General features: G+C 67.3%; 26 protein-coding genes. 14 read left to right on the top strand and 12 right to left on the bottom strand.

The window, feature by feature from the left end; genetic code table 11:
* Positions 1 to 77: 77 nt before the first annotated feature.
* From AC07WC_RS00210 to AC07WC_RS00180, 7 genes are all read left to right on the top strand, one after another.
* The gene (locus AC07WC_RS00210; RefSeq protein WP_495208749.1) at positions 78 to 1,484 is read left to right on the top strand and encodes a C40 family peptidase; all 1,407 of its coding nucleotides are present in this window, start codon (positions 78 to 80) and stop codon (positions 1,482 to 1,484) included.
* A complete protein-coding gene (locus tag AC07WC_RS00205) occupies positions 1,481 to 2,587 on the top strand; it encodes a dipeptide epimerase (protein WP_495208266.1) in 1,107 nt (368 codons plus the stop codon). Before AC07WC_RS00210 ends, AC07WC_RS00205 begins: the two co-directional genes overlap by 4 nt.
* A 137-nt stretch (positions 2,588 to 2,724) precedes the next feature.
* Positions 2,725 to 3,573, top strand: coding sequence for a MurR/RpiR family transcriptional regulator (locus tag AC07WC_RS00200; protein ID WP_495208265.1), 849 nt, complete (start codon positions 2,725 to 2,727; stop codon positions 3,571 to 3,573).
* A 17-nt stretch (positions 3,574 to 3,590) separates the two neighbouring features.
* Complete coding sequence (locus tag AC07WC_RS00195) at positions 3,591 to 4,349, top strand: L,D-transpeptidase family protein (protein ID WP_495208264.1); 759 nt, start codon at positions 3,591 to 3,593, stop codon at positions 4,347 to 4,349.
* The gene (locus AC07WC_RS00190) at positions 4,346 to 5,647 is read left to right on the top strand and encodes an APC family permease (protein WP_495208263.1); all 1,302 of its coding nucleotides are present in this window, start codon (positions 4,346 to 4,348) and stop codon (positions 5,645 to 5,647) included. The genes AC07WC_RS00195 and AC07WC_RS00190 overlap by 4 nt, the downstream gene beginning before the upstream one ends.
* A 105-nt stretch (positions 5,648 to 5,752) precedes the next feature.
* Positions 5,753 to 6,100, top strand: a complete 348-nt coding sequence (locus AC07WC_RS00185) for a hypothetical protein (RefSeq protein ID WP_495208262.1) — start codon at positions 5,753 to 5,755, stop codon at positions 6,098 to 6,100.
* Positions 6,101 to 6,237: 137 nt separating this feature from the next.
* Positions 6,238 to 7,386 (top strand): PQQ-dependent sugar dehydrogenase, encoded by a 1,149-nt coding sequence (locus AC07WC_RS00180; RefSeq protein ID WP_495208261.1) that lies wholly within the window; start codon positions 6,238 to 6,240, stop codon positions 7,384 to 7,386.
* 49 nt (positions 7,387 to 7,435) lie between these two features.
* Here the strand turns inward: AC07WC_RS00180 and AC07WC_RS00175 are convergent, their stop codons facing one another.
* The 5 genes from AC07WC_RS00175 to tsaD all read right to left on the bottom strand — a co-directional run bounded on the left by AC07WC_RS00175 (position 7,436) and on the right by tsaD (position 13,310).
* Positions 7,436 to 8,104 carry a hypothetical protein gene (locus AC07WC_RS00175; RefSeq protein ID WP_495208260.1) on the bottom strand — a complete coding sequence of 223 codons (669 nt, stop codon included), beginning with the start codon at positions 8,102 to 8,104 and terminating at the stop codon, positions 7,436 to 7,438.
* A 117-nt stretch (positions 8,105 to 8,221) separates the two neighbouring features.
* Positions 8,222 to 10,396, bottom strand: a complete 2,175-nt coding sequence (gene bglX / locus AC07WC_RS00170; RefSeq protein ID WP_495208259.1) for a beta-glucosidase BglX — start codon at positions 10,394 to 10,396, stop codon at positions 8,222 to 8,224.
* 138 nt (positions 10,397 to 10,534) lie between these two features.
* On the bottom strand, positions 10,535 to 11,809 hold the full coding sequence (locus tag AC07WC_RS00165; RefSeq protein ID WP_495208258.1) for a mechanosensitive ion channel family protein: 1,275 nt from the start codon (positions 11,807 to 11,809) through the stop codon (positions 10,535 to 10,537).
* A 27-nt stretch (positions 11,810 to 11,836) separates the two neighbouring features.
* On the bottom strand, positions 11,837 to 12,205 hold the full coding sequence (gene folB, locus AC07WC_RS00160; protein ID WP_495208257.1) for a dihydroneopterin aldolase: 369 nt from the start codon (positions 12,203 to 12,205) through the stop codon (positions 11,837 to 11,839).
* Between the two features lie 79 nt (positions 12,206 to 12,284).
* Positions 12,285 to 13,310: a tRNA (adenosine(37)-N6)-threonylcarbamoyltransferase complex transferase subunit TsaD gene (tsaD, locus tag AC07WC_RS00155; protein ID WP_495208256.1), complete on the bottom strand. Its 1,026-nt coding sequence runs from the start codon at positions 13,308 to 13,310 to the stop codon at positions 12,285 to 12,287.
* A gap of 167 nt (positions 13,311 to 13,477) precedes the next feature.
* Here tsaD and rpsU point away from each other — a divergent pair, with 167 nt between their 5' ends.
* The gene (gene rpsU, locus AC07WC_RS00150; protein WP_002808376.1) at positions 13,478 to 13,693 is read left to right on the top strand and encodes a 30S ribosomal protein S21; all 216 of its coding nucleotides are present in this window, start codon (positions 13,478 to 13,480) and stop codon (positions 13,691 to 13,693) included.
* 136 nt (positions 13,694 to 13,829) lie between these two features.
* The gene (locus AC07WC_RS00145) at positions 13,830 to 14,276 is read left to right on the top strand and encodes a GatB/YqeY domain-containing protein (RefSeq protein WP_495208255.1); all 447 of its coding nucleotides are present in this window, start codon (positions 13,830 to 13,832) and stop codon (positions 14,274 to 14,276) included.
* 67 nt (positions 14,277 to 14,343) lie between these two features.
* On the opposite strand, the gene AC07WC_RS00140 is transcribed toward AC07WC_RS00145, so the two are convergent.
* Complete coding sequence (locus tag AC07WC_RS00140) at positions 14,344 to 15,279, bottom strand: hypothetical protein (protein ID WP_495208254.1); 936 nt, start codon at positions 15,277 to 15,279, stop codon at positions 14,344 to 14,346.
* 148 nt (positions 15,280 to 15,427) lie between these two features.
* Between AC07WC_RS00140 and AC07WC_RS00135 the strand changes: the two genes are divergently transcribed.
* The 4 genes from AC07WC_RS00135 (at position 15,428) to AC07WC_RS00120 (ending at position 19,732) form a co-directional block, all read left to right on the top strand.
* Positions 15,428 to 16,342, top strand: a complete 915-nt coding sequence (locus AC07WC_RS00135; RefSeq protein ID WP_495208253.1) for a YihY/virulence factor BrkB family protein — start codon at positions 15,428 to 15,430, stop codon at positions 16,340 to 16,342.
* A gap of 63 nt (positions 16,343 to 16,405) precedes the next feature.
* Positions 16,406 to 18,136 (top strand): DNA primase, encoded by a 1,731-nt coding sequence (dnaG, locus tag AC07WC_RS00130; RefSeq protein WP_495208252.1) that lies wholly within the window; start codon positions 16,406 to 16,408, stop codon positions 18,134 to 18,136.
* Positions 18,137 to 18,183: 47 nt separating this feature from the next.
* Positions 18,184 to 18,681 (top strand): protein tyrosine phosphatase family protein, encoded by a 498-nt coding sequence (locus AC07WC_RS00125; protein ID WP_495208748.1) that lies wholly within the window; start codon positions 18,184 to 18,186, stop codon positions 18,679 to 18,681.
* Positions 18,682 to 18,733: 52 nt separating this feature from the next.
* A complete protein-coding gene (locus AC07WC_RS00120; protein WP_495208251.1) occupies positions 18,734 to 19,732 on the top strand; it encodes a bile acid:sodium symporter family protein in 999 nt (332 codons plus the stop codon).
* Positions 19,733 to 19,773: 41 nt separating this feature from the next.
* On the opposite strand, the gene AC07WC_RS00115 is transcribed toward AC07WC_RS00120, so the two are convergent.
* Genes AC07WC_RS00115 through AC07WC_RS00095 form a run of 5 tightly spaced genes read right to left on the bottom strand, consistent with a single transcriptional unit; the run spans position 19,774 to position 24,116 of the window.
* On the bottom strand, positions 19,774 to 20,598 hold the full coding sequence (locus AC07WC_RS00115; RefSeq protein ID WP_495208250.1) for a calcium-binding protein: 825 nt from the start codon (positions 20,596 to 20,598) through the stop codon (positions 19,774 to 19,776).
* Between the two features lie 60 nt (positions 20,599 to 20,658).
* Positions 20,659 to 21,552 (bottom strand): heme o synthase, encoded by an 894-nt coding sequence (cyoE, locus tag AC07WC_RS00110; protein WP_495208249.1) that lies wholly within the window; start codon positions 21,550 to 21,552, stop codon positions 20,659 to 20,661.
* Positions 21,553 to 21,556: 4 nt separating this feature from the next.
* Positions 21,557 to 22,768: a COX15/CtaA family protein gene (locus tag AC07WC_RS00105; protein ID WP_495208248.1), complete on the bottom strand. Its 1,212-nt coding sequence runs from the start codon at positions 22,766 to 22,768 to the stop codon at positions 21,557 to 21,559.
* 10 nt (positions 22,769 to 22,778) lie between these two features.
* On the bottom strand, positions 22,779 to 23,354 hold the full coding sequence (locus AC07WC_RS00100; RefSeq protein ID WP_495208247.1) for a redox-active disulfide-containing membrane protein: 576 nt from the start codon (positions 23,352 to 23,354) through the stop codon (positions 22,779 to 22,781).
* A gap of 27 nt (positions 23,355 to 23,381) precedes the next feature.
* Complete coding sequence (locus AC07WC_RS00095) at positions 23,382 to 24,116, bottom strand: SURF1 family protein (protein ID WP_495208246.1); 735 nt, start codon at positions 24,114 to 24,116, stop codon at positions 23,382 to 23,384.
* 57 nt (positions 24,117 to 24,173) lie between these two features.
* Between AC07WC_RS00095 and AC07WC_RS00090 the strand changes: the two genes are divergently transcribed.
* Positions 24,174 to 24,392, top strand: a complete 219-nt coding sequence (locus AC07WC_RS00090; RefSeq protein WP_495208245.1) for a twin transmembrane helix small protein — start codon at positions 24,174 to 24,176, stop codon at positions 24,390 to 24,392.
* A gap of 40 nt (positions 24,393 to 24,432) precedes the next feature.
* On the opposite strand, the gene AC07WC_RS00085 is transcribed toward AC07WC_RS00090, so the two are convergent.
* On the bottom strand, positions 24,433 to 25,308 hold the full coding sequence (locus tag AC07WC_RS00085) for a cytochrome c oxidase subunit 3 (protein ID WP_495208244.1): 876 nt from the start codon (positions 25,306 to 25,308) through the stop codon (positions 24,433 to 24,435).
* Positions 25,309 to 25,315: the final 7 nt, after the last annotated feature.

Below are 25,315 nucleotides of genomic sequence, written 5' to 3'. Positions count from 1 at the left end.
CTACCTGCCCGCCCACCGAGGACAGTGCCGCCATGACCCGTTTCCGCCCTGCCCTCTGGCCCGCCACCGCGAAACGCATGCTGGCGCTGTTGCTGGCCGTGACCAGCGCGCCCGCGTGGGCCGCCGATGGCAGCGCGCCCGGCCAGCCCGATCCGGGCGCGCCGCTGCCGTATGTCGTGGGCCTGCATGAGGCCTACCTCACGCCGCAGTACTGGGCTGCGCGCCTGCCCCACGCCGATGCGCTGATCCTGGACCGGGCCCAGATCGACGCGCAGAACGCGCGCATGCGCGCCGACGATGCCTCCATCCACGACCTGCGCGCGCTGCCCGCACAGCTGCCGCGTGCGCAGGTACTGGCCGCGGTGCAGGCGTTGTCGACATGGCCGGAGAAAACGCTGTACGGCGTGGATGGCCAGCTGATCGCTGCCGCACAGCGCACCGCCAGCCTGGACAACCTGGCGCTGGCCGCCATTCCGGCGCAGCGCGCGCTGCAGTACGGCCTGGTCACCCATCGCGCCGCACTGCGCGCCTTCCCCACGTCGCTGCGGGTATTCACCAGCCAGGGCGACACCGACATCGACCGCTTCCAGGAATCGGCGCTGTTCCCCGGCGACGCGGTGGCGGTGCTGCATGAAAGCGCCGATGGCCAGTGGCTGTTCGTCGCCAGCGAGCGCTATGCGGCGTGGATCGAGAAGCGCTTTGTCGGCATCGGCGATGCAGCCACGGTGCTCGGCTACGGCCAGCACGGGCCGTACCGGGTGATCACCGGCGCCACCGCCTTCACCGCCTACACGCCGGAAGAACCCCGCGTATCCCGCCTGCAGCTGGACATGGGCGTGCGCCTGCCGGTGCTGGCCGACTGGCCGCCGGGCACGCCGGTGAACGGCCAGCAGGCACACGCCGGTTACGTGCTGCAGCTGCCGGTGCGCAATGACGATGGTCGCTTGGCGCTGGTACCGGCGCTGCTGCCGCGCTCACAGGACAGCGCGGCCGACTACCTGCCGCTGACCCCGCGCACCCTGCTTACCCAGGCCTTCAAGTTCCTCGGTGAGCGCTACGGCTGGGGCCACGACTACGACACCCGCGACTGCAGCGGCTTCGTGTCGGAGATCTACCGCAGCGTGGGCGTGCTGATGCCGCGCAACACCAGCGCGCAGGCAGTCAGTCCGGCGCTGGACCGCATCGCCTTCACCGGCAAGGACGGCAAGGCCCGCCGCACCACGGCGGTGAATCAGCTGCAGGTGGGCGACCTGGTCTACATCCCCGGCCACGTCATGGTGGCGATCGGCCATGTGGATGGCCGCACCTGGGTAATCCATGACACCGCCGGCGGCAGCTGGTCCGGCCCCGACGGCACCCGCGTGCAGGCCCACCTCAACGGCGTGTCGGTCACTCCGCTGGAGCCGATGATGGCCAGCGACACCGTGAGCTACATCGACCGCATCACCAACATCCAGCGCCTCCGAGCCCAGACTCCTGAATGAAGATCACCGACATCGAACTCGGCATGCTGCGCGTGCCGTTGAAGACCCCGTTCAAGACCGCGCTGCGCACCGTGGATACCGTCGAAGACGTGGTCGTGCTGATCCGCACCGACAGCGGCCATACCGGCTACGGTGAAGCGCCGGCCACGGCGGTGATCACCGGCGACACCCATGGCTCGATCATCGAAGCCATCGACGGCTTCATCAAACCCCGCCTGATCGGCGAGGACGTGGCCAACCTCAACCGGCTCTGCGGTCTCATCCATGGCTCGATGGAGCGCAACACCAGCGCCAAGGCCGCGGTGGAGATCGCGGTATACGACCTGTGGGCGCAGCTGCACAAAGCACCGCTGTACCAGATGCTGGGCGGTGGCGACCCGGTGATCACCACCGACATCACCATCAGCGTGGACTACATCGACAAGATGGTGGCCGACTCGCTCTCGGCGATCGAACGCGGGTTCGAGTCGTTGAAGATCAAGGTCGGCAAGGACATCGGCCTGGATATCGAGCGGGTCAAGGCGATCCACGCCGCCGTGCAGGGCCGTGCGCTGCTGCGCCTGGACGCCAACCAGGGCTGGACCGCCAAGCAGGCGGTGCACGCGATGCGCACACTGGAAGAAGCGGGTGTCGTGCTGGAACTGCTGGAGCAGCCGGTGAAGGCCGCCGACATCAGCGGGCTGAAGTACGTCACTGACCGGGTCAACACGCCGGTGATGGCCGATGAGAGCGTGTTCAACCCCGGCCAGGTGGTCGACCTGATCCAGCAACGCGCCGCGGACATCATCAACATCAAGCTGATGAAGACCGGCGGGCTGTCCAACGCGATCCGCATTGCCGACATCGCCGCCATCTACGGGGTACCGTGCATGATCGGCTGCATGATCGAGTCGAGCATCAGCGTGGCGGCGGCCGTGCACCTGGCGGTGGCCAAGAGCGATGTGATCACCAAGGTGGACCTGGACGGGCCGTCGCTGGGGCAGTTCAACCCGGTCACCGGCGGGGTCAACTTCAACGAATCGGAGATCACCATCAGCGATGCGCCCGGGCTGGGCATCACCGAGGTACGTGGGCTGGAAATGATCACGCCGCGTCGGTGGTGACCGTCTGCACCCTCTTGCGGTAGAGCCACCCCATGGGTGGCTGCTCTTTGCGCGATTCAGCCTTGCGCAGCCGACCCACGGTCGGCTCCACCCGGCAGGTTGCGTATTCTCTCCTTTCCGGACCTGATGCCCCACCCATGCCCCCTCTGGTGAAAATCCGCTCCGAGCGTGACCACATGTCGGCGATCGAACGCCGCATCGCCGACTTCATCCTCGACAACGCCCACCTCCTGCGCGACTACTCCTCCCAGCAGCTGGCCAGCGCCTTGGGCATCAGCCAGTCCAGCGTGGTCAAGTTCAGCCAGAAGCTGGGCTTCAAGGGCTATCCCGACCTCAAGTACTCCATCGGCGAAGCCGTCGCCCGTGCCGGCAGCGACCCGCACAGCCGGCCGCCCACGCCCGAGGTCGCCGGCGGCTTCACCCAGATCGCCGAGCGCCTGCGTGCGAGCAAGGCCGCCGCCGAAGAGGAAACCTGGCTGGCCAATCCGCAGGCCGACATCGAGGCCATCGTGCAGCTGATCGACGGCGCGCCCAAGGTATTCGTCTACGGTCTGGGCGATGACGGCCTGTACGCACGCGAATTCGCCATGCGCCTGTCGCTGCTCGGCATGCTCACCGTGCACCACGCCGATCCGATCCTGATGATGGCCAACCTCTCGGCCGCGCGGCCCGGGGACGCGATGCTGGTGTTCTCCGAGTTCGGCAAGCTGCCGCAGCTGTTCCAGCTGTCGCGCCAGTTCCAGGACATGGGCGGCAAGGTGGTATCCATCACCCGGCACAGCGCCAACCCGCTGCGTGCCCATGCCGATGCCAGCCTGGTGCTGTGCGCGCATGACCCGGCACCGCACGTGGCGCAACTGCTGTACCGTTCTTCCCTGCAGGCGCTGCTGGATTTCGTCTTCGTCCTGCTGTGCCATGCCAACCCGGACCGCCACCGCCAGCTCGGGGTGAACCTGGAACGGATCGAACACCTGATCGACAGCTGATCCTGGAGTCCGCCACGATGATGTCGCTGTTCCGTTCCGTCACTGCCGCCGTGTTGCTGGTTGTCACCGCGCCCGTGTTCGCCGACCCGCTGGAGGGCAGCACCCAGCTGGTCGTGGTCACCACCGAGGGCTGGGATGCCACCCACGGCAAGCTGCAGGCCTTCGAGCGCACCGCGAAGGGCTGGCAGCCGCAGGGCGCCGCCTTCGACGTGGCCGTGGGCCGCAGTGGCAGCGCGTGGGGCGAAGGGCTGCACCCGCCGCAATCCGGGACGCCGCAGAAGCAGGAAGGCGATGGCCGCAGCCCCGCCGGCATCTTCGCGATCGGGCCGGCCTTCGGCTATGCGCCCGGCCTTACCAGCGGCCTGCCCTACCAGCCGATGCGCGACAGCAGCTACTGCATGGACGTGCCGGATTCGCCGTACTACAACCGCATCGTCGACGCGGAGGTGGTCGGGGCTGAAGCAGTGGAAGGCTCGACCGAGCCGATGCGGCTGGACCTGCACAACAAGGGGGATGTGCGCTACCGCGAGGGCTTCGTCATCGAGCACAACCCGAAAGCGACGCCCGGCCGTGGCAGCTGCATCTTCGCCCACCTGTGGCGCACGCCCGGTGAGGCGACCGCCGGCTGCACCGCGATGGAGCCTGCGCACATGACCACGCTGTTGGCGTGGTTGAACGACAGCGCGCGGCCGCGCTTCGTGCTGCTGCCGCGCGCGGAGTACCAGCGCCTGCAGGCCGAGTGGCAGCTGCCCGTGCTGGCCGGGAGCGTGCATTGAGCACCGCACCGCCCGATCCGCAACTCGAACGCGCGGTCAGCCGTTGGCAGATCGTCGGCCTCTCGATCAACGATGTGATCGGCAGTGGCATCTACCTGCTGCCGGCCGCCACCGTCGCCCTGCTCGGCCCCTTCAGCCTGTGGGGCGTGGTCGCCGCCGGCATCGTGGTCGCCCTGCTGGTGCTCTGCTACGCGCAGGCCGCCAGCTACTTCGACGCGCCCGGCGGCAGCTATCTGTATGCGCGCGAGGCGTTCGGCCGGTTTGCCGGGTTCGAGATCGGCTGGATGATCTGGCTGACCCGGATCAGCTCGGCGGCCGCGCTCAGCAATGCACTCGCCGATGCGGTCGCGCGGTTCTGGCCGTGGGCCGGGCATGATATCGGCCGCATCGCGATCATCGTGGCGTCGCTGGGCTTCCTCACCGCGGTGAACGTGGCCGGGGTGCGCTCGGCCGCGCGCACCGGGGTGATCCTGGTGATCGGCAAGCTGCTGCCGCTGGTGCTGTTCGTGGCGATCGGCGTGTTCTACGTCGATACCGACCTGGCCTTCTCCGGCGTACGCCCGGACCCGCACGATCTGCAGCGCATGGGCGAAGCAGCGCTGCTGCTGCTGTATGCCTACGCCGGCTTCGAGAACATCCCGGCCGCCGCCGGCGAGTACAAGAACCCACGCCGTGATATTCCGTTCGCGCTGATCACCATGATCATCACCGTCACCGTGATCTACGGCGCGGTGCAGTTCATCGCACAGGGCACGCTGGCCGGGCTGGCCAGTTCGCCGACGCCGCTGGCCGATGCCGCCGCCAGCTTCGGCGGGCTCACCCTCGCCCTGATCCTCACCGTGGGCGCGACGATCTCCATCCTGGGCACCAACAGCAACACGATGATGATGGGCCCGCGCTTCCTGTTCGCGTTGGCGCGCGATGGCTACGGGCCGAAGATCCTGGCGCAGGTGCACCCGCGCTTCCGCACACCGGCGGCGGCGATCATCGCGCAGGGCCTGATCGCCCTGGCGCTGGCGTTGTCCGGTTCGTTCGTGCAGCTGGCGCTGCTGTCGATGACCACGCGCCTGTTCGCCTACATCGGCACGGCCGCCGCGGTACTGGTGCTGGCGAGACGTTTTCGCGATCGTCCCGGCGCGCTGAAACTGCCGGGTGGCCCGCTGATTCCGATTCTCGCGCTGGTGCTGTGCCTGGCCTTGTTCGCCAGTGCGAGCTGGCAGAACATCGCGGCGGCAGGCATCGCCTTCGCGGTAGGCGCGGTCATCTATAAATTCCCGCGCCGCGATCACGACGGCTGAGCAGGCGCGCAGGTGAATGGCACTTGATGTGTCATTCACCTCGCGGGTCCATGACGTTAACCCGGTTTTGGGTACGGTGATGTCTCACCCAACCGGAGCCAACACATGAGCACTGACTATCAGATTCCCGGCCGGGTGCCGGAAGACGGTGTCCCGCGCCAGGCCGTATCGGATTACTGGCGTGAGCGCTTTCCAAGCGAGCCGTATTACGACAACAACCAGTTCTTCGACGATTACGAGCCGGCCTATCAGCTCGGCCATCGCACCCGCGCCGACGACATGATCCGCGCGTACGAGGAAGTGGAAGCCGAGCTGCAGACCCGCTGGGCGCAGGAACATGGCCAGAGCAGGCTGAGCTGGGAGCAGGCCCGCAATGCGGTGCGCCGTGGCTGGGATGAATCCACTGCGCTGCGCCAGGCACACTTGGACAAGGGCGTACCGCGCGGCACCTGACGCGCCCTGTCCGGCCTACCTCCAGCGGCGGCCCTCGGGTCGCCGTTGTTGTATCGGGGCAGGACCTCTGGTCCACGCGGCGTTGATGGGCATGGTGTACAACAGGGGTTGGCCATCGCCTCCCGACGGAGACTTCCATGACCCGCAAGCTCTTGCTTACCCTCGCCATCAGCCTCACCCCCGCCCTGTTCACCACCGCGTGTGTCGCCGCCGACAACGCCGCCGCCCCGGTCGTGGAAAAGGCACAGTGGCCGTTCGCCACCACCGAATTCGCACGCTTCAACGAGCCCTGGGCAATGAGCTTCCTGCCCGACGGCAGCCTGCTGGTCACCGAGAAGAAGGGCGCGCTGAAGCACTTCAATGTGCAGACCCGCAAGAGCGCTGCCATCACCGGCGTGCCCGACGTGGCCTACGCTGGCCAAGGCGGCCTGGGGGATGTGCTGCCGCACCCGGACTTCGCCAAGAACCAGCTGATCTATCTCAGCTACGCCGAGCAGGGCGACGGCGATACCCGCGGCGCCGCCGTGGCCCGGGCGCGCCTGGCGCTGGCTGCCGACGGCAGCGGCACGCTGGAGGACCTCAAGGTGATCTGGCGCCAGACCCCGAAGGTCAGCGGCAACGGGCATTACGGCCATCGCCTCGCGTTCGGCCCGGACGGCAAGTTGTGGATCACCTCCAGCGAGCGCCAGAAGTTCGATCCGGCCCAGGACATGGGCGGCAACCTCGGCAAGCTGATCCGCCTCAACGATGACGGCAGCGTCCCGGCCGACAATCCGTTCGCTTCGCAGGGCGGCGTGGCCGCGCAGGTGTGGTCGCTCGGCCACCGCAATGCGCTGGGCATCGCCTTCGATGCGCGCGGCAAGCTGTGGGTGCACGAAATGGGCCCGGCCGGCGGCGACGAGCTGAACCTGATCGAGCGCGGGGCCAACTACGGCTACCCGATCGTCTCCAACGGCAATCACTACGACGGCCGTGAGATTCCCGACCATTCGACCCGCCCGGAGTTCGCCGCGCCCAAGGTGACCTGGACCCCGGTGATCTCGCCGGCGGGCTTCATCATCTACAACGGCAAGCAGTTCCCCAAGTGGGATGGCAGCGGTTTCATCGGCGGCCTATCGTCCAAGGCGCTGGTGCGCGTGGCCTTCGACAGCGACAACGCCCGCGAGGCCGAGCGCTTCGACATGGGCGAGCGCATCCGCGAGATCGAGCAGGGCCCGGATGGCGCGATCTGGCTGCTGGAAGACGGCAGCAACGGCAAGTTGCTCAAGCTCACGCCGAAGGCCTGAGCCTTGCAGGCTGCCGGCGGATCGCCGGCAGCCTGCCTGCCCACGGTGCTTACTGGATGGTCACGACCTTGACCTCGGTGCGGCTGCAGGCCTGATCCAGACAGGTACCGTTGAGCCAGACCTGGCCTTCGCCGATCATCACGCCCTGCTGGTTGACCATGACGTCGTCGAATTTCTGGGCGGCGATGGCCTTGCGCACGGCCGGGGTCAGGATGCGCTCGTAGTTGCGCTGGAACTCGCCGGGGCCGGTGATCCTGGCGCCATTGGCGATGTTCAACGGGAAGCGGACTTCCTCAACCACGGCGGCGCGATCACCACCATTGACCGCCTTCTGGAAGGCGTTGAAGACGGCTTCGTACTGGGCCGCATCCCCGAGGACCTGATCGATGCGCTGGCGGACATCGCCGTTGGCGGGCGCAGCGGGCGCAGCCTGCGTAGCCGTGTCGGTGGTGGGTGCCGGGGTTCCAGCGGACGCAGGTGCGGGTGCGGGTGCGGCGGCGGCGGGCGCGGGGCTGCCGGCAGTGACCGCATCGGGCGAGAGACCGGAGGACGGCACGGTATCACCCGGCGTCGGACGGCCTTCGGGAATGGCGGTAGCCGGCCCCTGGGCGGGATCCGCGGCGGCGGTATCGGCGGGCGGCGGTGCCGACGGGCTGCAGGCAGCCAGCCACAACGGGCTGGCCAGGGCCAGCAACAAAGGAGTACGGGACAGGTGCATGCGGTGGCTCCATCGGTTCAACGAGGGAGCCAGCGTACCCGCCGGAACGTCAGCCGCCGATGATGGATACGGTCGTGCCGGCCAGCGGCCAGCACGACCGGGTGACGCGATGCCGACTCAGGCGGCCAGCAGCTCGAAGATCACCGGCTCGCCGCTGACCGACGAGGCGCACACCCACAGTTCGAACTGGCCCGGCTCGGCGCGGAACACGCCGTCGCGACCGGTGAAGCCCAGTGCATGGCGGTCCAGGGTGAAGCTCACCTCGGTGCTCTGGCCCGGCTGCAGCGCGATCTTGTCGAAGCCCTTCAGCTCGCGCACAGGCCGCACGCGGCTGGCCACGCGATCGTGGATATACAGCTGCACCACTTCCTCGCCCGCTACCGCACCGGTGTTGGTCAGGGTGGTGGTGATGGTCAGGGTGTCGTCCCAGCCCAGCTGCGCGCTGCTCAGCTGCGGCACGCCGTAGGCGAAGGTGGTGTAGCCCATGCCGTGGCCGAACGCGTACGCCGGCTCGTTCGGGATCTCGCGCCAGCGCGCCTTGAACTCGGACATGGTCGGCAGTTCCGGGCGACCGGTACGCGGGTGGTTGTAGAAGTACGGCTGCTGGCCGGACACCTGCGGGAAGCTCACCGGCAGGCGGCCGGACGGGTTGTAGTCGCCGAACAGCACATCGGCCACGGCGTGTCCGGTCTGGGTGCCCAGGTACCAGGTGATCGCCACGGCATGCGCGTTGCGCACCGCGCCCTGCAGGGCCAGCGCGCGACCATTGCGCAGCAGCACCACCAGCGGCTTGCCGGTCATCGCCACGGCTTCGGCCAGCGCCTGCTGTGCCGGTGGCAGGGTGATCTCCACGCGCGACTGGGCTTCACCGCTGTAACGCTGCGGTTCGCCCAGGGCCAATACCACCACGTCGGCACGCAGCGCGGCGGCTACGGCCTGCTCGATGCCATCCTGCACGGCCGCTTCCAGATCACAGCCCGGCACGACCTCCAACAGCGATGCGTCGCTGATGGCGGCGCGTACGCCGGCTTCCAGCGTGACGTAACGCGACTTGTCGCCGAACAACGTCCAGCAGCCTTCGATGTTGTCGCGATCCTGTACGAACGGCCCGATCAGCGCGATCTTCTGGCCAGTCTTCTTCAGCGGCAGCACCGACTCGGCGTTCTTGAGCAGCACGATCGAACGACGCGCGGCATCGCGCGAGAGTTCGTCGTGCGCGGCGATATGCGAGGTGTCTGCTTCGCGCGCCAGATCCAGCGAACGGTAAGGGTCGTCGAACAGCCCGATCGCCTCCTTCAGACGGAGGATGCGGCGCACCGATTCGTCCAGCGTGGCCATCGGCACGTCGCCGCTCTCGATCAGGCCCGGCAGGTGTTCGGCATAGAAGCCGCTCTGCATGCTCAGGTCCAGGCCGGCGGTGAAGGCCTTGGCGGTGGCGTCGCGGTCATCGGCGGCATAGCCGTGCGCGACCAGCTCCATATCAGCGGTGTAGTCGGAGATCACCACGCCCGGGAACTTCCACTCCCCGCGCAGGATGTCGGTCAGCAGCTCGGCGTTGGCGCTGGCCGGCACGCCGTTGATGTCGTTGAAGGAGGACATCACGGTCAGCGCGCCGGCTTCGAAGGCCGCCTTGAACGGCGGCAGGTGCACGTCGCGCAGGGTCTGCGGCGAGATGTCGACCATGTTGTATTCCATGCCGGCCATCACCGCACCGTAGGCGGCGAAGTGCTTCGGGGTGGCCAGCAGCGCGTCGGCGGCACGCAGGTCAGGGCCTTGGAAGCCGCGTACGCGGGCGGCGGCGAACGCACAGCCCAGCACCACGTCTTCACCGGCGCCTTCGGCGCCACGGCCCCAGCGCTGATCGCGGGCGATATCCACGGCCGGGGCATAGGTCCAGTGCAGGCCGGCCGCGGTCGCTTCCACCGCCGTGGCGCGGGCGGTGCGCTCGGCCAGGTCCGGCTCGAAGCTGGCGGCCTCGCCCAGTGGGATCGGGAACACGGTGCGCATGCCATGGATCACATCCGCGGCCAGGATCACCGGGATCTTCAGGCGGCTTTCTTCCAGCGCGACCTGCTGGATGCGGCGGCCGGCTTCCACGCCCACGCCATTGAACAGCGAGCCCACCTTGCCCTCGCGCACCTGCTGCAGCACCTGGTCGGCGTTGCTGACGTTGGCTTCCGGATTCACATCCGGCGCGAACGGGCGGACCATGTCGGCGAACACACCCAGCTGGCCGACTTTTTCTTCGACGGTCATCTGGGCAATGAGGGTTTCGATACGATCGGCGGCCACCGGCTGTCCTTATGAAAACGTTTACAAGCCCGGGATTCTAGCGTTCCCGAGGCCGTTGTGAATGACTTTTGCGTTCATTTTTCTTCCCCGCGGGAAAGAGCCCCGCCACCGCATGGGCGGCGGCGGAGGCACAGGAGCTTACTCCGCAGCGGCCAGGCGCTGCTGCCCCGCCATCAACATGGCGTCGCTGGATTCCTGGAAAACCCGCAGCCCGAAGACCGGCAGGATCGCCAGCAGGTGATCGAATACGTCCGACTGCACGCCCTCGTACTCGCCCCACGCCGTGCTGCGGGTGAAGCAGTAGATCTCCAGCGGCAGGCCCTGGGTGGTCGGCTGCAGCTGCCGTACCAGCAGGGTCATCTCCGTATGGATGCCCGGATGGTGCTGCAGATAGCGCTCCACGTAGGCCCGGAAAGTGCCCAGGTTGGTGACCCGGCGCGCGTTGACGGCGGCCACGCCCTTGGCCCGGAGGTCGGCGTTGTACTGCTGCAGCTCGGCCTGCTTGCCGCGCAGGTAATCGCCCAGCACCGCGAACTGCTCCAGCTCGGCCAGCATCGGCGCATCGACGAAGCCGACACTGTGCTGGTCCAGGTACAGCGAGCGCTTGATCCGGCGCCCACCGGCCTCCTGCATGCCGCGCCAGTTCTTGAACGACTCGGTCACCAGCTTCTTGGTCGGGATGGTGGTGATGGTCTTGTCGAAGTTCTGCACGGTGATGGTGTGCAGCGCGATGTCGATCACATCGCCATCGGCGTTCTGGCTCGGCATCTCGATCCAATCGCCCAGCCGCACCCGGCCATCACCGCTGATCTGCACGCTGGCCACCAGCGACAGGATCGTGTCCTGGAAGATCAGCATCAATACCGCAGTGGCTGCGCCCAGGCCGGTGACCAGCGGGCCGAGCTTGACGCCCAGCAGGGTCGCCACGATCGAGAGACCGGCGATCACGAAGACAATGATCTTCACGACCTGCAGGTAGCCCTTGATCGGCTTGTTGCGCGCATCCGGGCGCCGCTCGTACAGATCGTTGGCGGCATCCAGCGCATGCGAGACGGCCAGCGCCACGGTCAGCACCGCCCAGGCCCGGCAGGCCCCGATCACGAACCCCACCAGTTCCGGCGGCAGGTCCGGCACGATCCGGATGCCGGCGGCGATGACCATGCTCGGCACCACGTTGGACAGCCGCGAGATCACCCGCAGGTTGTTGCCGCCCTCATTGCCGGCGCTATGGCCCGGCAGGCGGCTGACCAGCTTGCGCAGGCCGCGCAGCAGGATCTTCTTGGTGACGAAGTTGGCCAGCCAGGCGGCCAGGGCCAGCGCTGCCAGCACCAGCAGGGTGTAGGCCCAGGGCCAGGGTTCCAGGGTGCGCTGGACACTGTCCAGCCATCGGGTTGCCACTACCGCATCCATCATCGTGTATCGATCTCCTACTCAGGGGTATCAGGGCGTTGCCAGGTCCTGCGCGCTGCGTTCGATGATCACGCCCACCGCGCGTGCGCCGCGCACCGCGCCGGGCTTTCTGAGCTTCAGGCGCAGCCATTGCACGTTGAATTCGCGCAGCACGATCTCGGCGATGCGCTCGGCCAGGGTTTCGACCAGGCCATAGTCCGAGTCACGCACGAATTGCTCGATGCGCTTGCTCACGGCTTTGTAATTGAGGGTATCGGCGATGTCGTCGCTGGCCGCCGGACGGCGGTTGTCGAAGCCCATTTCCAGATCGAAACGCAGGGTCTGGCGGATCCGCCGTTCCCAGTCGTAGATTCCGATCAGGGCATCGATCTCGAGCCCTTCGATGAATACCTTGTCCATAGCCATGCCACGTGGAAGATGGCGACCATGGTAACGGGGCTGTCCGGAATGTGCCGGGAACCGGGCGGTGGGGCGCGCCTCACACCGCCGGCAGCGTCGCCATGTCCCAGCGCGGCGTCACCTGCACCTGCGGCGGGTTGTGCTGGCCCGCCTCCAGGCGCAGGGCGCCGGCGAAGGCGATCATCGCGCCGTTGTCAGTGCACAACGCCGGGCGAGGGAAGCAGGCGCGGCCACCACGACGAGCGGCCATCTGTTGCAGCTTGGCGCGCAGACGCTTGTTCGCCCCTACGCCGCCGGCCACCACGATCACATCGGTGCCCGCCGCATCCAGCGCGCGCTCGCACTTGATCGCCAGGGTATCGACCACGGCATCTTCGAAGCCCCGCGCGATATCGGCGCGGGTCTGCTCGCTCTGATCGCTGTCGCGCCAGGCCAGCAGCACCTGGGTCTTCAGCCCGGAGAAGCTGAAATCCAGCCCGGGGCGGTCGGTCATCGGGCGGGTGAACTTGAACCGGCCCGGGGTGCCGCGCTCGGCCAGGGCGGCCAGCTGCGGGCCACCGGGGTACGGGAGCCCCATCAGCTTGGCGGTCTTGTCGAAGGCCTCGCCCGCGGCATCGTCCAGCGTCTCGCCGAGCAGGCGGTACTGGCCGATCCGGTCCACCGCCACCAGCTGGGTATGCCCGCCGGACACCAGCAGGGCCACGAACGGCGGCTCCGGCGGGTCGTCTTCCATCAGCGGGGCCAGCAGATGCCCTTCCATATGGTGGACACCGACCGCCGGCACCTCCAGCGCCCAGGCCAGCGAGCGGGCCACGCCCGCCCCGACCAGCAGCGCGCCGACCAGACCGGGGCCGGCCGTATAGGCCACCCCGTCGATGTCGGCGACCGTCATATTGGCCTCGGCCAGGGTCTGGCGGATCAGCGGCAGCAGCTTGCGCACATGGTCGCGGCTGGCCAGCTCGGGCACCACCCCGCCGTACTCGGCGTGAAGGGCGATCTGGCTGTAGACCGCGTGGGCGCGCAGGGCGTCGACACCGGACAGGGAGGTGTCATACACCGCCACGCCGGTCTCATCGCAGGAAGATTCGATACCAAGGACTCGCATAACGGGTATTATGGACCTCTTCAGGCCCCGGCAGACGTACGCCGGCCTGTCTCGACACCACCCGTGGCCAAGAAGTTCGCCGGGGTGGGTTGCAACTTCTTTTGTCGCCGCTATAATGTGCGGCTCTCACCGGGCGTGACCCGGTTCTACTGTGTCCCGGAGATTCCATGCCCAGCGTTAAAGTCCGCGAGAACGAGCCCTTCGAGTTTGCGCTCCGTCGCTTCAAGCGCACCTGCGAAAAGGCCGGCGTGCTGGCCGAAACCCGCAAGCGCGAGTTCTACGAAAAGCCGACCCAGGAGCGTAAGCGTAAGGCTGCCGCTGCTGTGAAGCGTCAGCTGCGCCGCTCGTCGCGCGACGTCACCAAGCGTCAGCGCCTGTACTGATCGGACGCAACTTCGATACGGCGGGCCTTGGCCTGTCGTGACGGAGCCGAAGCCGGAACGCGCGAGCGTTACCGGCTTTTTGCGTTCCAGCGCTTCGGCGCCCCGCTTTCCTTTTTCACCGACACGAGGTGTTCCCATGAGCCTGAAGCAGCAGCTCACCGATGACATGAAGGCCGCCATGAAGGCCGGCGAGAAGCACCGCCTGGGCGTGATCCGCCTGATGAACGCCGCGATCAAGCAGCGCGAAGTCGACGAGCGCATCGAGCTGGACGACGCCGCCGTGCTCGCCGTGCTGGAAAAAATGGTCAAGCAGCGCAAGGACTCGGTCACCCAGTTCGAAGCCGCCGGTCGCGAAGACCTGGCCGTGATCGAACGCGATGAGATCGTGGTCATCGACCAGTACCTGCCGGCCAAGCTGGGCGAAGCCGAGATCGTGGCCGCCATCCAGGCCGCCATCGCCGAAACCGGTGCGACCACCCCGGCCGACATCGGCAAGCTGATGGGCGCGCTCAAGCCGCGCCTGGCGGGCCAGGCCGACATGGGCCTGGTGTCCAAGCTGGTCAAGCAGCAGTTGGCTGGCTGATCGCGCCGACGCGCCGTAAAGAAAAGGCCCGCATTGCGCGGGCCTTTTTTGTTCGTCATCGCTGCTGTTACGAGGCCTGGCGGCAATTGCGCAGCGTCATCGAGCTCTCCTCCACCGCACTGATCTCGCCTTCCAGCTTGGCCCAGTCGCGCTCGCGCAGCATGGTGAAGTTGGCCGCCTGGTCAGACGCGAATTCGCAGCGGATCGTGTAGTTGTTGTTGTTGTAGCTGTCGCTCTGGCGGACGCGCAGCAGGCCGCGGGTCGGCGTCACCAGGTAGTTGATCGAGCCGATCTCACCAGGACGGGTCGAGTACGTATTGCGGTTGACCGTGTAGATCTGGCCATCGATCTGATAGCGCCGCCCCACGTATTTGGCGTACACCGGCAGGAAGGTGGCCGAGCGGTCGCCCTTGTCTTCCTTGTTGGTGGTGGTGCCCAGCATCAGGTCCTTGAAGGCACCGGCGCTGTTGTAGAGCGCCATCGTATCTTTCACTTCCTTGCCCATCTTCTTGGACAGGTCCGGTGCGGCCACCGCCTCGACGGCCGGCATCGGGTACTGCGCGCGCGCCGCCGCGGCGAGCGTATCGCCCTGGCTGCCACCCTTCAGCTTGCCGAGCATCTCGCACATCGACTGCTTGGCCACCTGCGGCTCGATCGTCTGGCCGCGGGCCAGCTTGGTGGCCAGGGTGACGCGGCCGGTGCGGTCGGCCGTGGCGACCAGAACCAGGGGCGTCCGCAGCCCTTTGCGCTGGACCAGGTACTGGTCGCCGCTGTCACCGTTCACCAGCTGGCCACCCACCTCGAACTCGTCATCGCCACCGATCTTGCGTAGCTGATCCAACGCGCTCTGTACCTTCAACCCCGGCACGGTGAGATCGGCCATGTACAGGGCGCCGTTGCGCGGATCCCCAACCGTCTTGAACGCCTTTTCGCAGGCCGGGGATGCCATCGCGGGACCCGCAGCCGCCAACAGCACCATCGTCGTGTAGACCATTCCTTTCATGAAGCGTCCTTTCTGCTGTGAAGGTGGAAAACCGGGCAAAAGGATAGCGCGATAATCCGTCCCGATCAGGCCTTGATCGGACCGCTTCACCCGGCGCATCCCGTCCATTTGCTAGAACAGGGGCCTCGCTCCCGACCCGACGCCGTCAATGCACCCGCCGAGCCCCTCCCTGTCCAAGGTCCGCAAGCACATGGCGCGGCTGGAGAAGAGCTTTCCCGCCGTCCTGGTACGCCGCTTCATCGACGCGGACGTGATGACCCAGGCCGCCGCACTGGCCTTCTACGCCCTGCTGTCGATGGCCCCGCTGCTGGTCCTGCTGCTGTGGCTGACGGCCTCGCTGTATCCGCCGGCGCAGCAGGCGCTGCTGGGCCAGATCAATGACGTGGCCGGGACCAGCGCCGCTTCGGTGGCGGAAACCGTGTTGAGCAACGCCAACAACCAGCCGGACATCGGCACACTGGCCGGCGTATGGAGCACCCTGCTGCTGTTCATTGGCGCCACGGCGGTGTTCGCCCAGCTGCAGAACGCCCTGAACCTGATCTTCAACACCAGCGGCGAGCGCCTGGACGGCCTGGTGGCCTGGCTGCGCAAGCGCGTGTTCTCGTTCGGCGTGGTGCTCGCGCTGGGCTTCCTGCTGATCCTGTCGATGACCGCCACCACCCTGCTGCAGGTGGTCTTCGCGCACCTGCCCTCGGTGCTGCCGGCAATCGGCTACCTCACCAGCCTGGCGCTCTACACGGTGGGCTTCGCCTTCCTCTATCACTACCTGCCCGACCGCCGCGTGGCGTGGCGCCAGGCCTTCATCGGCGGCGCGATCACCTCGGCGCTGTTCGCGCTGGGCCGCTATGGCATCGGCCTGTACATCGCCACGGTCGCACCGGGCAGCGCGTATGGTTCGATGGGCGCCCTGGTGATCTCGCTGGTGTGGATCTACTACGCCACGGTGGTGTTCTTCGTCGGCGCGTTGATGACCTCGGTGATCGATGAGCGCCTGCGCGCCCATGCCTACCTGGCCCAGGCCGGTGTCGAGCCACCGAAACCGGGCGAAACCGCCGCCAGCTAGTAGACTAGCGGTACCCCCGCTTCCGCGCGTGGCCGTGACCGGCCATGCCCCCGCCTGCTGCCCATGGCCCGTATCCCCGACGCATTCATCGACGACCTGCTGGCCCGCTCCGACATTGTCGAGGTGGTGGGCAGCCGCGTGCCGTTGAAGCGCCAGGGCAAGGAATACGCAGCCCGTTGCCCGTTCCATGACGAGCGCTCGGCCTCGTTCACGGTCTCGCCGACCAAGCAGTTCTATCACTGCTTCGGTTGCGGCGCACATGGCACGGCGATCAGCTTCCTGATGAATTACGACCGCCTCGAGTTCCTCGACGCGGTCGATGAGCTGGCCAAGCGCGTAGGCATGGAAGTACCGCGCGATACCCAGCCGCGCACCGCGCAGCAGCAGGACGACAGCCGCGATCTGTACTCGGCACTGGATGCGGCCACGCGCTTCTTCCAGACCGCGCTGAAAGGCAGTGACAAGGCGCGCGCCTACCTCGACCAGCGCGGTGTCGATGAAGAGAACCGCGAACGCTTCGCCATCGGCTATGCGCCGGACGGCTACAGCGCGCTGAAGGATGCGCTGGGCAAGGACGAGCGGCGGATGAAGCTGCTCGACCGCGCCGGCCTGTTCTCCAAGAACGACCGCGGCCACGTCTACGACAAGTTCCGCGACCGGGTCATGTTCCCGATCTTCGACCGCCGTGGCCGCGTGATCGCCTACGGCGGCCGGGTCATGGAGAAGGACGACGGCCCGAAGTACCTCAACTCGCCCGAGACCGCGCTGTTCCACAAGGGCCGCGAGCTGTACGGCCTGTGGCAGGTGCGCCAGGCCAACCAGAAGATCGAGCGGCTGATCGTGGTCGAGGGCTACATGGACGTGGTCTCGCTGTTCCAGTTCGGCGTCACCCAGGCGGTGGCCACGCTGGGCACCGCAACCACGCCGGACCACGCCGAGCTGCTGTTCCGCAACGCGCCGGACGTGTTCTTCTGCTTCGATGGCGATGCCGCCGGTCGCCGCGCCGGCTGGCGTGCACTGGAGTCGGTGCTGCCGCGCATGAAGGACGGCCGCCAGGCGTTCTTCCTGTTCCTGCCCGATGGCGAAGACCCGGACACCATCGTGCGCAAGGAAGGCCGCGAGGGCTTCGATGCGCGCCTGCAGCAGGCCACCCCGCTGTCGCAGTTCTTCTTCGACGAGCTCACCCGTGAGGTCAACATGGGCACGCTCGACGGCAAGGCCCGCCTGGCCGAACGGGCCAAGCCGATGCTGGCGCAGATTCCCGATGGCGCCTTCGGCGACCTGATGAAGCAGCAGCTGACCGCGCTGACCGGGCTGGGCGCCAAGCCCAGCGCATCCGCACCGCCCTCGCGTCCGCCACAGCGCGCGGTCGCACCGGCACAGCGCCGCAGCCTGGTGCGTGCGGCCATCGCGATTTTGCTGCAGCAGCCGTCGCTGGCGATGACCCTGGAAGGCCACCACTTTACCGGCCTGCGCCTGCCCGGCATCGAACTGCTGACCGAACTGCTGACCCTGGTCGAGCAGCGCCCGGACATCAGTACCGGCGCGCTGCTGGAGCACTTCGAAGGCCGCGAGGAGCAGGAATCGCTGCACAAGCTGGCCGCGCAGACCCTGCCCGGCGACGAGGCGATGTGGACCCAGGAACTGCATGACGCAGTGGCCCAGCTGGAGAAACAGCTGCTGATGCAACGTCTCGATGAGCTTCAGGCAAAGCAGAGCCAGCAGGGTCTGGACGATACTGACAAGTACGAGCTGCGCGAACTGCTCAAGGCGCGCAGCACCATCCGCTTCTGACCGACGGAGCAGCCGTGGCCTCCCACCCCGTGAATCCCGCTGCACTGATCGCCTGCCGGTTCCGCGTTGGCGTCATCGCCGTGCTGATCGCGCTGTGCCTGCCCACCTGGGCGGCGGAACTCCCGTTCGCACAGCCACGGCCGCAGCTGTACAGCGCCGGCCAGCCCAGCGCCGCCCAGCTGCAGCAGGCCGCCGCGGCCGGGGTCACTACCCTGATCGACCTGCGCCAGCCTGACGAAGACCGTGGCTTCGACGAAACCGCCGCTGCCGAACGCCTGGGCCTGCGCTATGTGCGCATCCCGGTCGCAGGAGCCGCCGGCCTGACCGAGGCCAATGCCCAGGCCCTGCGTACCGCACTGGCGCAGAGCGAGGGCCCGGTGCTGCTGCACTGTGCCTCCGGCAATCGCGTCGGCGCACTGCTGGCGCTGCTGCAGGCACGCGACGGCGCCTCGGTGGACCAGGCGCTGCAGTTCGGCCGCGCGGCCGGCATGACCTCGCTGGAAGCACCGACGCGTGTCCTGCTGGAGCAGGACGCCGCGCGTTGACCGTGACTTTCTGCCCCCGCTTACTTCCCTGCTCTACAGGAGCCTGCCCACCATGACCCGCTGGTGGTCGCGCCTGCGACCGGACAACTTCACCCTCGCCCTGCTCTGCACCGTGCTGCTGGCGTCCTTCCTGCCGATGCACGGCGCCGCCGCGATGGTGCTCGACGATGTGACCGACGTCGCCATCGCGGCGCTGTTCTTCCTGCACGGCGCGCGCCTGCCGCGTGAGTCGATCGTCGCCGGCCTGCTGCACTGGCGCCTGCACCTGACCATCCTGGCCTGCACCTTCGTGATGTTCCCGCTGCTGGGGCTGGCGTTCAAACCACTGGATGGCTGGCTGCTCACCCCCGAGCTGTACATCGGCGTGCTGTTCCTGTGCGCGCTGCCGTCCACCGTCCAGTCCTCGATCGCGTTCACCTCGATCGCCCGCGGCAACGTCCCGGCGGCAGTGTGCAGCGCCTCGCTGTCGAGCATCCTCGGCGTATTCCTGACCCCGCTGCTGCTGGCCCTGCTGGCCGGCACCGAAGGCGGCATGCACAACCCCGGCCAGGCCATCGTCAGCATCATGCTGCAGCTGCTGGTGCCGTTCGTGGCCGGCCATCTGCTGCGCCCGTGGATCGCCCGCTGGGTCGAAAAGCAACGCGCGCTGCTGCGCTACACCGACCAGGGCACGATCCTGCTGGTGGTCTACTCCGCCTTCGGCGAAGCGGTCAGCGAGGGGCTGTGGAGCAAGACGCCGCTGCTCTCGCTGCTGAGCGTGGCCGTGGTGGCAGCGGTGCTGCTCAGCATCGCGATGCCGCTGATCCGCTTCATCGCGCGCCGGCTGGGCTTCAACCGCGAGGATGAAATCACCATCCTGTTCTGCGGCTCCAAGAAGAGCCTGGCCACCGGCGTGCCGATCGCCAAGGTGCTGTTCGCCGGCGGCAGTCTCGGTGCGATCGTGCTGCCGATCATGATCTACCACCAGATCCAGTTGATCGTCTGCGCGATGATCGCGCAGCGCTATGCGCGTGATCCGGTGGAACCGACGCCGCTCATCCGGCAGGATTGAAGCGGCGCCACCACGGCCTGCGCAGGGCCCTTCCAGGGCCGCTAGCGGTCAGTCAGCGTGCCCACGCTGAGTTCGGGCAGGAACACCCACAGATCGTACGGTCGATTCCCGTCACTGCTGGCTTGGGCAACGCGTGGCGCGCGCTCGATCAGCTCCAGCGCGCGGCAAGGCTGCAGGCAGGCCCAGAACTGTCCGCGCAACGCCTCCAGGCGCACGCTGTAGAGCGACAGATCCAGCAGGTATGACGCCATCGTTCGCTGCTGCATCTCCGGCGGCGCATCTGCCAGCGGAGCGCGCATCGCATGCACGTTGCCGGTCAACACCAGCATCCGGGTACCGGGAGGCAGCGCATTGAACTGCTGGCGCAGGTGCGTGGCCATGGCGGCATCACGCGCTTCGTTGTTCGTGGACGACCCGGTCTCTACGTCATAACCGGCGACGCCCACATCCCGCTCCTGTGCGCGCAGCGATCGAATGGATTCAATCAGGCCGAGCATGTCGCGGCTACGCCGCCCGTCGTGCTGGTCGTCCGTGACGAGCCAGAACGGGGAGGTCCGCAGTGCTTCACGTGCGTCCGGATCACCGTTGGAGCGCAGATAACGCGCCAGCGCGACGTTCTCGCTCATCGGCATCTCCAGTGCCAGCCGCACCGTCGTCCCTTCGCGGCTGTAGCGCTCCACCAGATCAGCCACGAGCCGCGGTGTTTCAGCAGTGCCGTGGTACTCGCCCAGTACGATCATGCGCGCATCGCCCGCATACCGCATGATCTGCGCAGCCGTGTCCTCTGCTGGCGCTGCCGGTGCCGCATTCGCCGCACCAAGTGCCATCCCGATCACCCACCCTGCCATCCAACGCCATCGCTTCATACCGTCACTCCCTGTTCGGTACAGAAGCAATGGCGGTGGCGAATCACCGATTCAAGCCGGTTACCGCAACCAGGGCAGCATCCAGTGGTCCACCATCAGGAAGGCGAACAGCGCCATCAGGTAGACGATGGAGTAGCCGAACATCTTCATCGAGAACAGCTCGTCCGGCGGGTTCAGCATGCGCCAGGCGTACCAGAGGAAGACCGTGTTGAGCACGATCGCGCCGCCCAGGTAGAACATGCCGCTCATGCCGAACACGACCGGCAGGATGCTGACGATGGCCAGGGCGATCGAGTAGACAAGGATCGACTTGCGGGTGTACGCCACGCCGTGGGTCACCGGCAGCATCGGGATTTCCGCCTTGGCGTAATCCTCGCGGCGGAAGATCGCCAGGGCCCAGAAGTGCGGCGGGGTCCAGATGAAGATGATCAGCACCAGCAGCGACGCGTAGGCCCAGTCCCACGGGCCCTGCATGCCGGTGATCGCGGCCCAGCCGAGCATCGGCGGCGTAGCGCCGGCGAGGCCGCCGATGACGATGTTCTGCGAGGTCGCGCGCTTGAGGTACACGGTGTAGATCACCGCATATCCGATCAGCGAGGCGAAGGTCAGCACGGCGGTGATCACGTTGACCCAGACCACCAGGATGGTCATCGACAGCACGATCAGCACGCCGGCGAACACCAGCACCTGCCATGGCTTGACCTTGCCCACCACCAGCGGGCGCCAGGAGGTGCGCGCCATCTGTGCATCGATGCGCGCATCCAGCAACTGGTTGATCGCCGCCGCCGCGGAGGCGGCCAGCCAGATGCCGAGGAAGCCGAGCGCGCCGTCCAGCGCCTGCTGCGCGGTCGGCAGGCCGGGGATGGCCAGGAACATGCCCACCAGCGCGGTGAACACGATCAGGGCGACGACCTTGGGCTTGGTCAGGTCCCAGTACTGACGGTAACTGGCCATGCCGTCAGCCCGCCTGCACGGCAGAGGAGGCAGCGCTGGCCTTGCTACCGTCCGCATCCGGCGCGCGCAGGCGCGCCAGCAACGTCACCAGCACGAACAACAGCGCCACGGCGCCACCGCTGTGCGCGACGGCCACTTCCAGCGGCACCGCGAGCTTCACGTTGAGGATGCCCAGGGTGATCTGCAGCACCACCAGCAGACCCAGTGCGCTCGCCCAGCCGCGCATGCTCGGCAGGCGGAACAGGCGCACCGAGAGCCACAGCAGGTACACCGCGACCACGATCGCCATCAAGCGATGCGCCATCTGGATCGCGATGCGCGAAGCGCCATCGAGCACGCCCCCCTCATAATCCACGCCGATGCCACGCCACAGGGTGAAGCCTTCCTTGAAGTCATGCGGCGGCCACCACTGGCTGACGCAGCGCGGGAAGTTGTCCAGCGAGGCGCTGCCGCCACCGCAGGCGAGTGCGGCGTAGTTGGCGCTGACCCAGCCGCCGAGGGCGATCTGCGCGACCAGCACGGCCACGCCGGCACGGATCAGCCATTTCAGCTTGGGCGCTTCGGCCAGGGTGATCGGCATGTGCGTGGCGCGCCACGCCATCCACACCAGCAGACCGAACATCAACATGCCGCCGAGCAGGTGGCCCATCACCACGATCGGCTTGAGCAGCCAGGTGACCGTCCACATGCCGAGCAGCGCCTGGAAGATCACCACCGCCAGCGTCAGCAGCGCGGCGCGGGCCAGGTCGATATTGCTCCAGCGCAGCGCGGCGATCAGCAGGATCGCCTCGCCGATGAGGGCGATGATGCTCGCAGGGACGTGCATGCCCATCATGTAGAGGGGTATGCCGGTCGCCACCAGTACACAGGCGGTGATCACCGCGGTGCTGCCCCAGCGCCGGCGACGCGTGGCCAGCAGGGCCAGGGTGAGGATTTCAATGCCAAGTGCGCCGGCCAGGAAACGGTGGACCTGCTCGCGCCACGCCTTGTGGGTTTCCAGCGGGCGGATCTTGGCCGCCTCGTGGCCGATGACCTCTTCAGCGTGCTGCGGCCAGGTCACACGGCCATAGCAGGTCGGCCAATCCGGACAGCTCAGCCCGGCATCGGACAGGCGCACGAATGAGCCGAACATGATCGTGCTGGCCGTCATGATCAGTGCAAACCACGCCAGACGGTGGAAATTGCGGTGCAGCACCGGGCGTGCGGAGAGGCTCATCGAACAGAACTCACTTCAGTTTCAGCAGCGTGGCCAGGTCTTTGCGCAGACCGGCCATATCGAATCCCGGCGCGTACCGCATGATCACGAAACCGTTGGGATCGATCACATACACAGGCGTGCCGGCGGCGTCATCCACGGCGGGCAAAGCGGCACGCAGGTCCGGTTGGGCGCGCAGCGCGCGCAGTGCGGGCATGCCCTGGACCTCGGCCGGCGGCGTGCCCAGCCACAGGATCTCGACATTATCCGCGTTATGGCCGAACAGCTGCCACACCTTGCCCAATCCCTGCGACAAAGTGACGCACTCGCGGGTACAGCTGGCAGACGGGGCCACCAGGATCCGCCAGGTCCGTTCGTTGGGATTCCACGGGTATGGCCGACCGTCGGCCAGGGTCGGCGGCAGCGCGCGCAGGTCGGCCGGCGGCTGCAGCAGCTGCCCGGTATTGCGGTGCGAGGTCGGCTGCCAGCCGGAGAAGCGCAGCACGCCCGCCAACGCCATGGCGCCGAAGAACACGCCGAACAGGGCGATCAGGGTCCAGCGGCCGCTTGAACGGGACGGCAGCCGTGCCGGGGAAGTGGCATTCATGGGTGGCATTTTCTCATGTTGAGCCGGTCAGCGCCGGGGAGTGCCACGCCGGCGGCGATGGCGTCGGACGTCCAGGACCAGCGCGACCACCAGGACGGTCAACGCCAGCCCGAACCATTGCACGGCATAGCCCAGATGGCGACTGGGCGGCAGGGTATTGGGCAGCAGCTCCAGATCCCGGGCGTACCCGCCTGGCAGCGCCGGGTCCAGCCGCAGCACGCGCACCTGCAGGCTGCCCGGCGGCAGCGACAGGGCGCGCGCCATCTCGTCCGGTGGCATCCGGCTGGCCAGCCACACGCCCGGCTGTGGCGCAGGCGACAGCGCCGGCCCCAGTGCCAGCCCGGTGGCCGGCGGCGGCGCCAGCAGGCCGCCGAGAGCCGCGTGGCCGGTACGCGGCGTGACCGGCGGGATCACACGATCCGGCGGCATCGGCAGCCAGCCCAGGTCGACCAGCACCCGTGCCCCGTCATCGCTCTGGAAGGGCTGATAGACCTTGATCCCGGCGCGGCCATCACGGGTCTGGTTGTCGAGCAGGAGCGTGCCGGACAGGAAGCGGCCACGGTCCTCCACCCAGCGCAGCATCGGCGGTGCCGCCAGCGCCTGGCGCAGGGTCAGTGACTGCGCACGCGCCGGCACCTGCTGGGCCAGCAGCGCTTCTTTCTCATGCATGCGCTGCAGCTGCCAGCGGCCAAGCTGGCAGAAGGCGAGGATGACCAGCACCGCGGCGATCCAGCCGATCAGGCGTGTGTGCTTGCGCATCATGACAACGCCGGCAAAACGCGGTGATATAGGCATACCCGCCACGCCATCGAGCCGCGCATGAATGATTCGTTGAAGACCCTGCTGGTAATCGCGTTTCTGTTCGTCATCGTCTGGAATCTGGGCGCCGGGCTGTATTACCTGCTGGTCGATCGCGGCCAGACCAAGCGCACCGTCAATGCCCTCACCCGCCGCATCGCGGTGTCGGTGGCGCTGATCGTGCTGGTGGTCATCGGCATCTACAGCGGTTGGATCAAGCCCCACGGCATCGGCGGCTGAGGCCGCATCGGCGTCGATGCGGCAGGACGTCGCGCCGACGCTACAGCACGTAGACGAACAGGAACAGCATCAGCCACACCACATCGACGAAGTGCCAGTACCAGGCGGCGGCTTCAAAACCGAAATGGTTGTCGCGGGTGAAATGTCCCTTCGAGGAGCGCAGCCACATCACCGCCAGCATGATCGTGCCGAGCAGCACATGCACGCCGTGGAAGCCGGTGAGCATGAAGAAGGTCGAGCCGTAGATGCCCGAGCCGAGCGTGAGGTTGAGTTCCTTGTAGGCATGGATGTACTCCTCCGCCTGCAGGGTGAGGAAGCCCAGGCCGAGCAGCACGGTGATGCCCAGCCAGACCAGCAGCTGGCGGCGCTGGCCGGCCTTCAGCGCGTGGTGCGCGATGGTCAGGGTGACGCCGGAGGTCAGCAGGATCAGCGTGTTGATCAGCGGCAGGCCCCAGGCCGGAATGGTCTGGAAGTGCCCGCCTATCGCGCCAGGGCCATTGGTCGGCCACGCCGCCGAGTAGCCATCCCACAGCAGCTCGTTGGTCATCACCCCGTCGCCCGCACCGCCCAGCCACGGCAGGCCCAGGTTGCGGGTGTAGAACAACGCACCGAAGAACGCGCCGAAGAACATCACTTCGGAGAAGATGAACCACACCATCCCCATCCGGAACGAGCCATCCACCTGGCGGTTGTAGCTGCCGGCCTGCGATTCGCGCACTACGTCGCTGAACCACCAGAACAGGGTCAGCACCAGCATCGCGATGCCCGCGTAGAAGGTCCACTTGCCCCAGCTGGAATCATTGAGCCAGCTGGCCACGCCGACCATGGTCACCATCATCGCAATGGAACCGATGAACGGCCATTTGCTGTGCGTGGGCACGAAGTACACGTTCGCATCGGGGCTTTGCTGGGCCATGGTCTTG

It is taken from the genome of Stenotrophomonas sp. GW821-FHT01H02A (assembly GCF_059422145.1).
The sequence above is the reverse complement of the archived record's forward strand: the minus strand, read 5'-3'. Positions and strand labels throughout refer to the sequence as shown.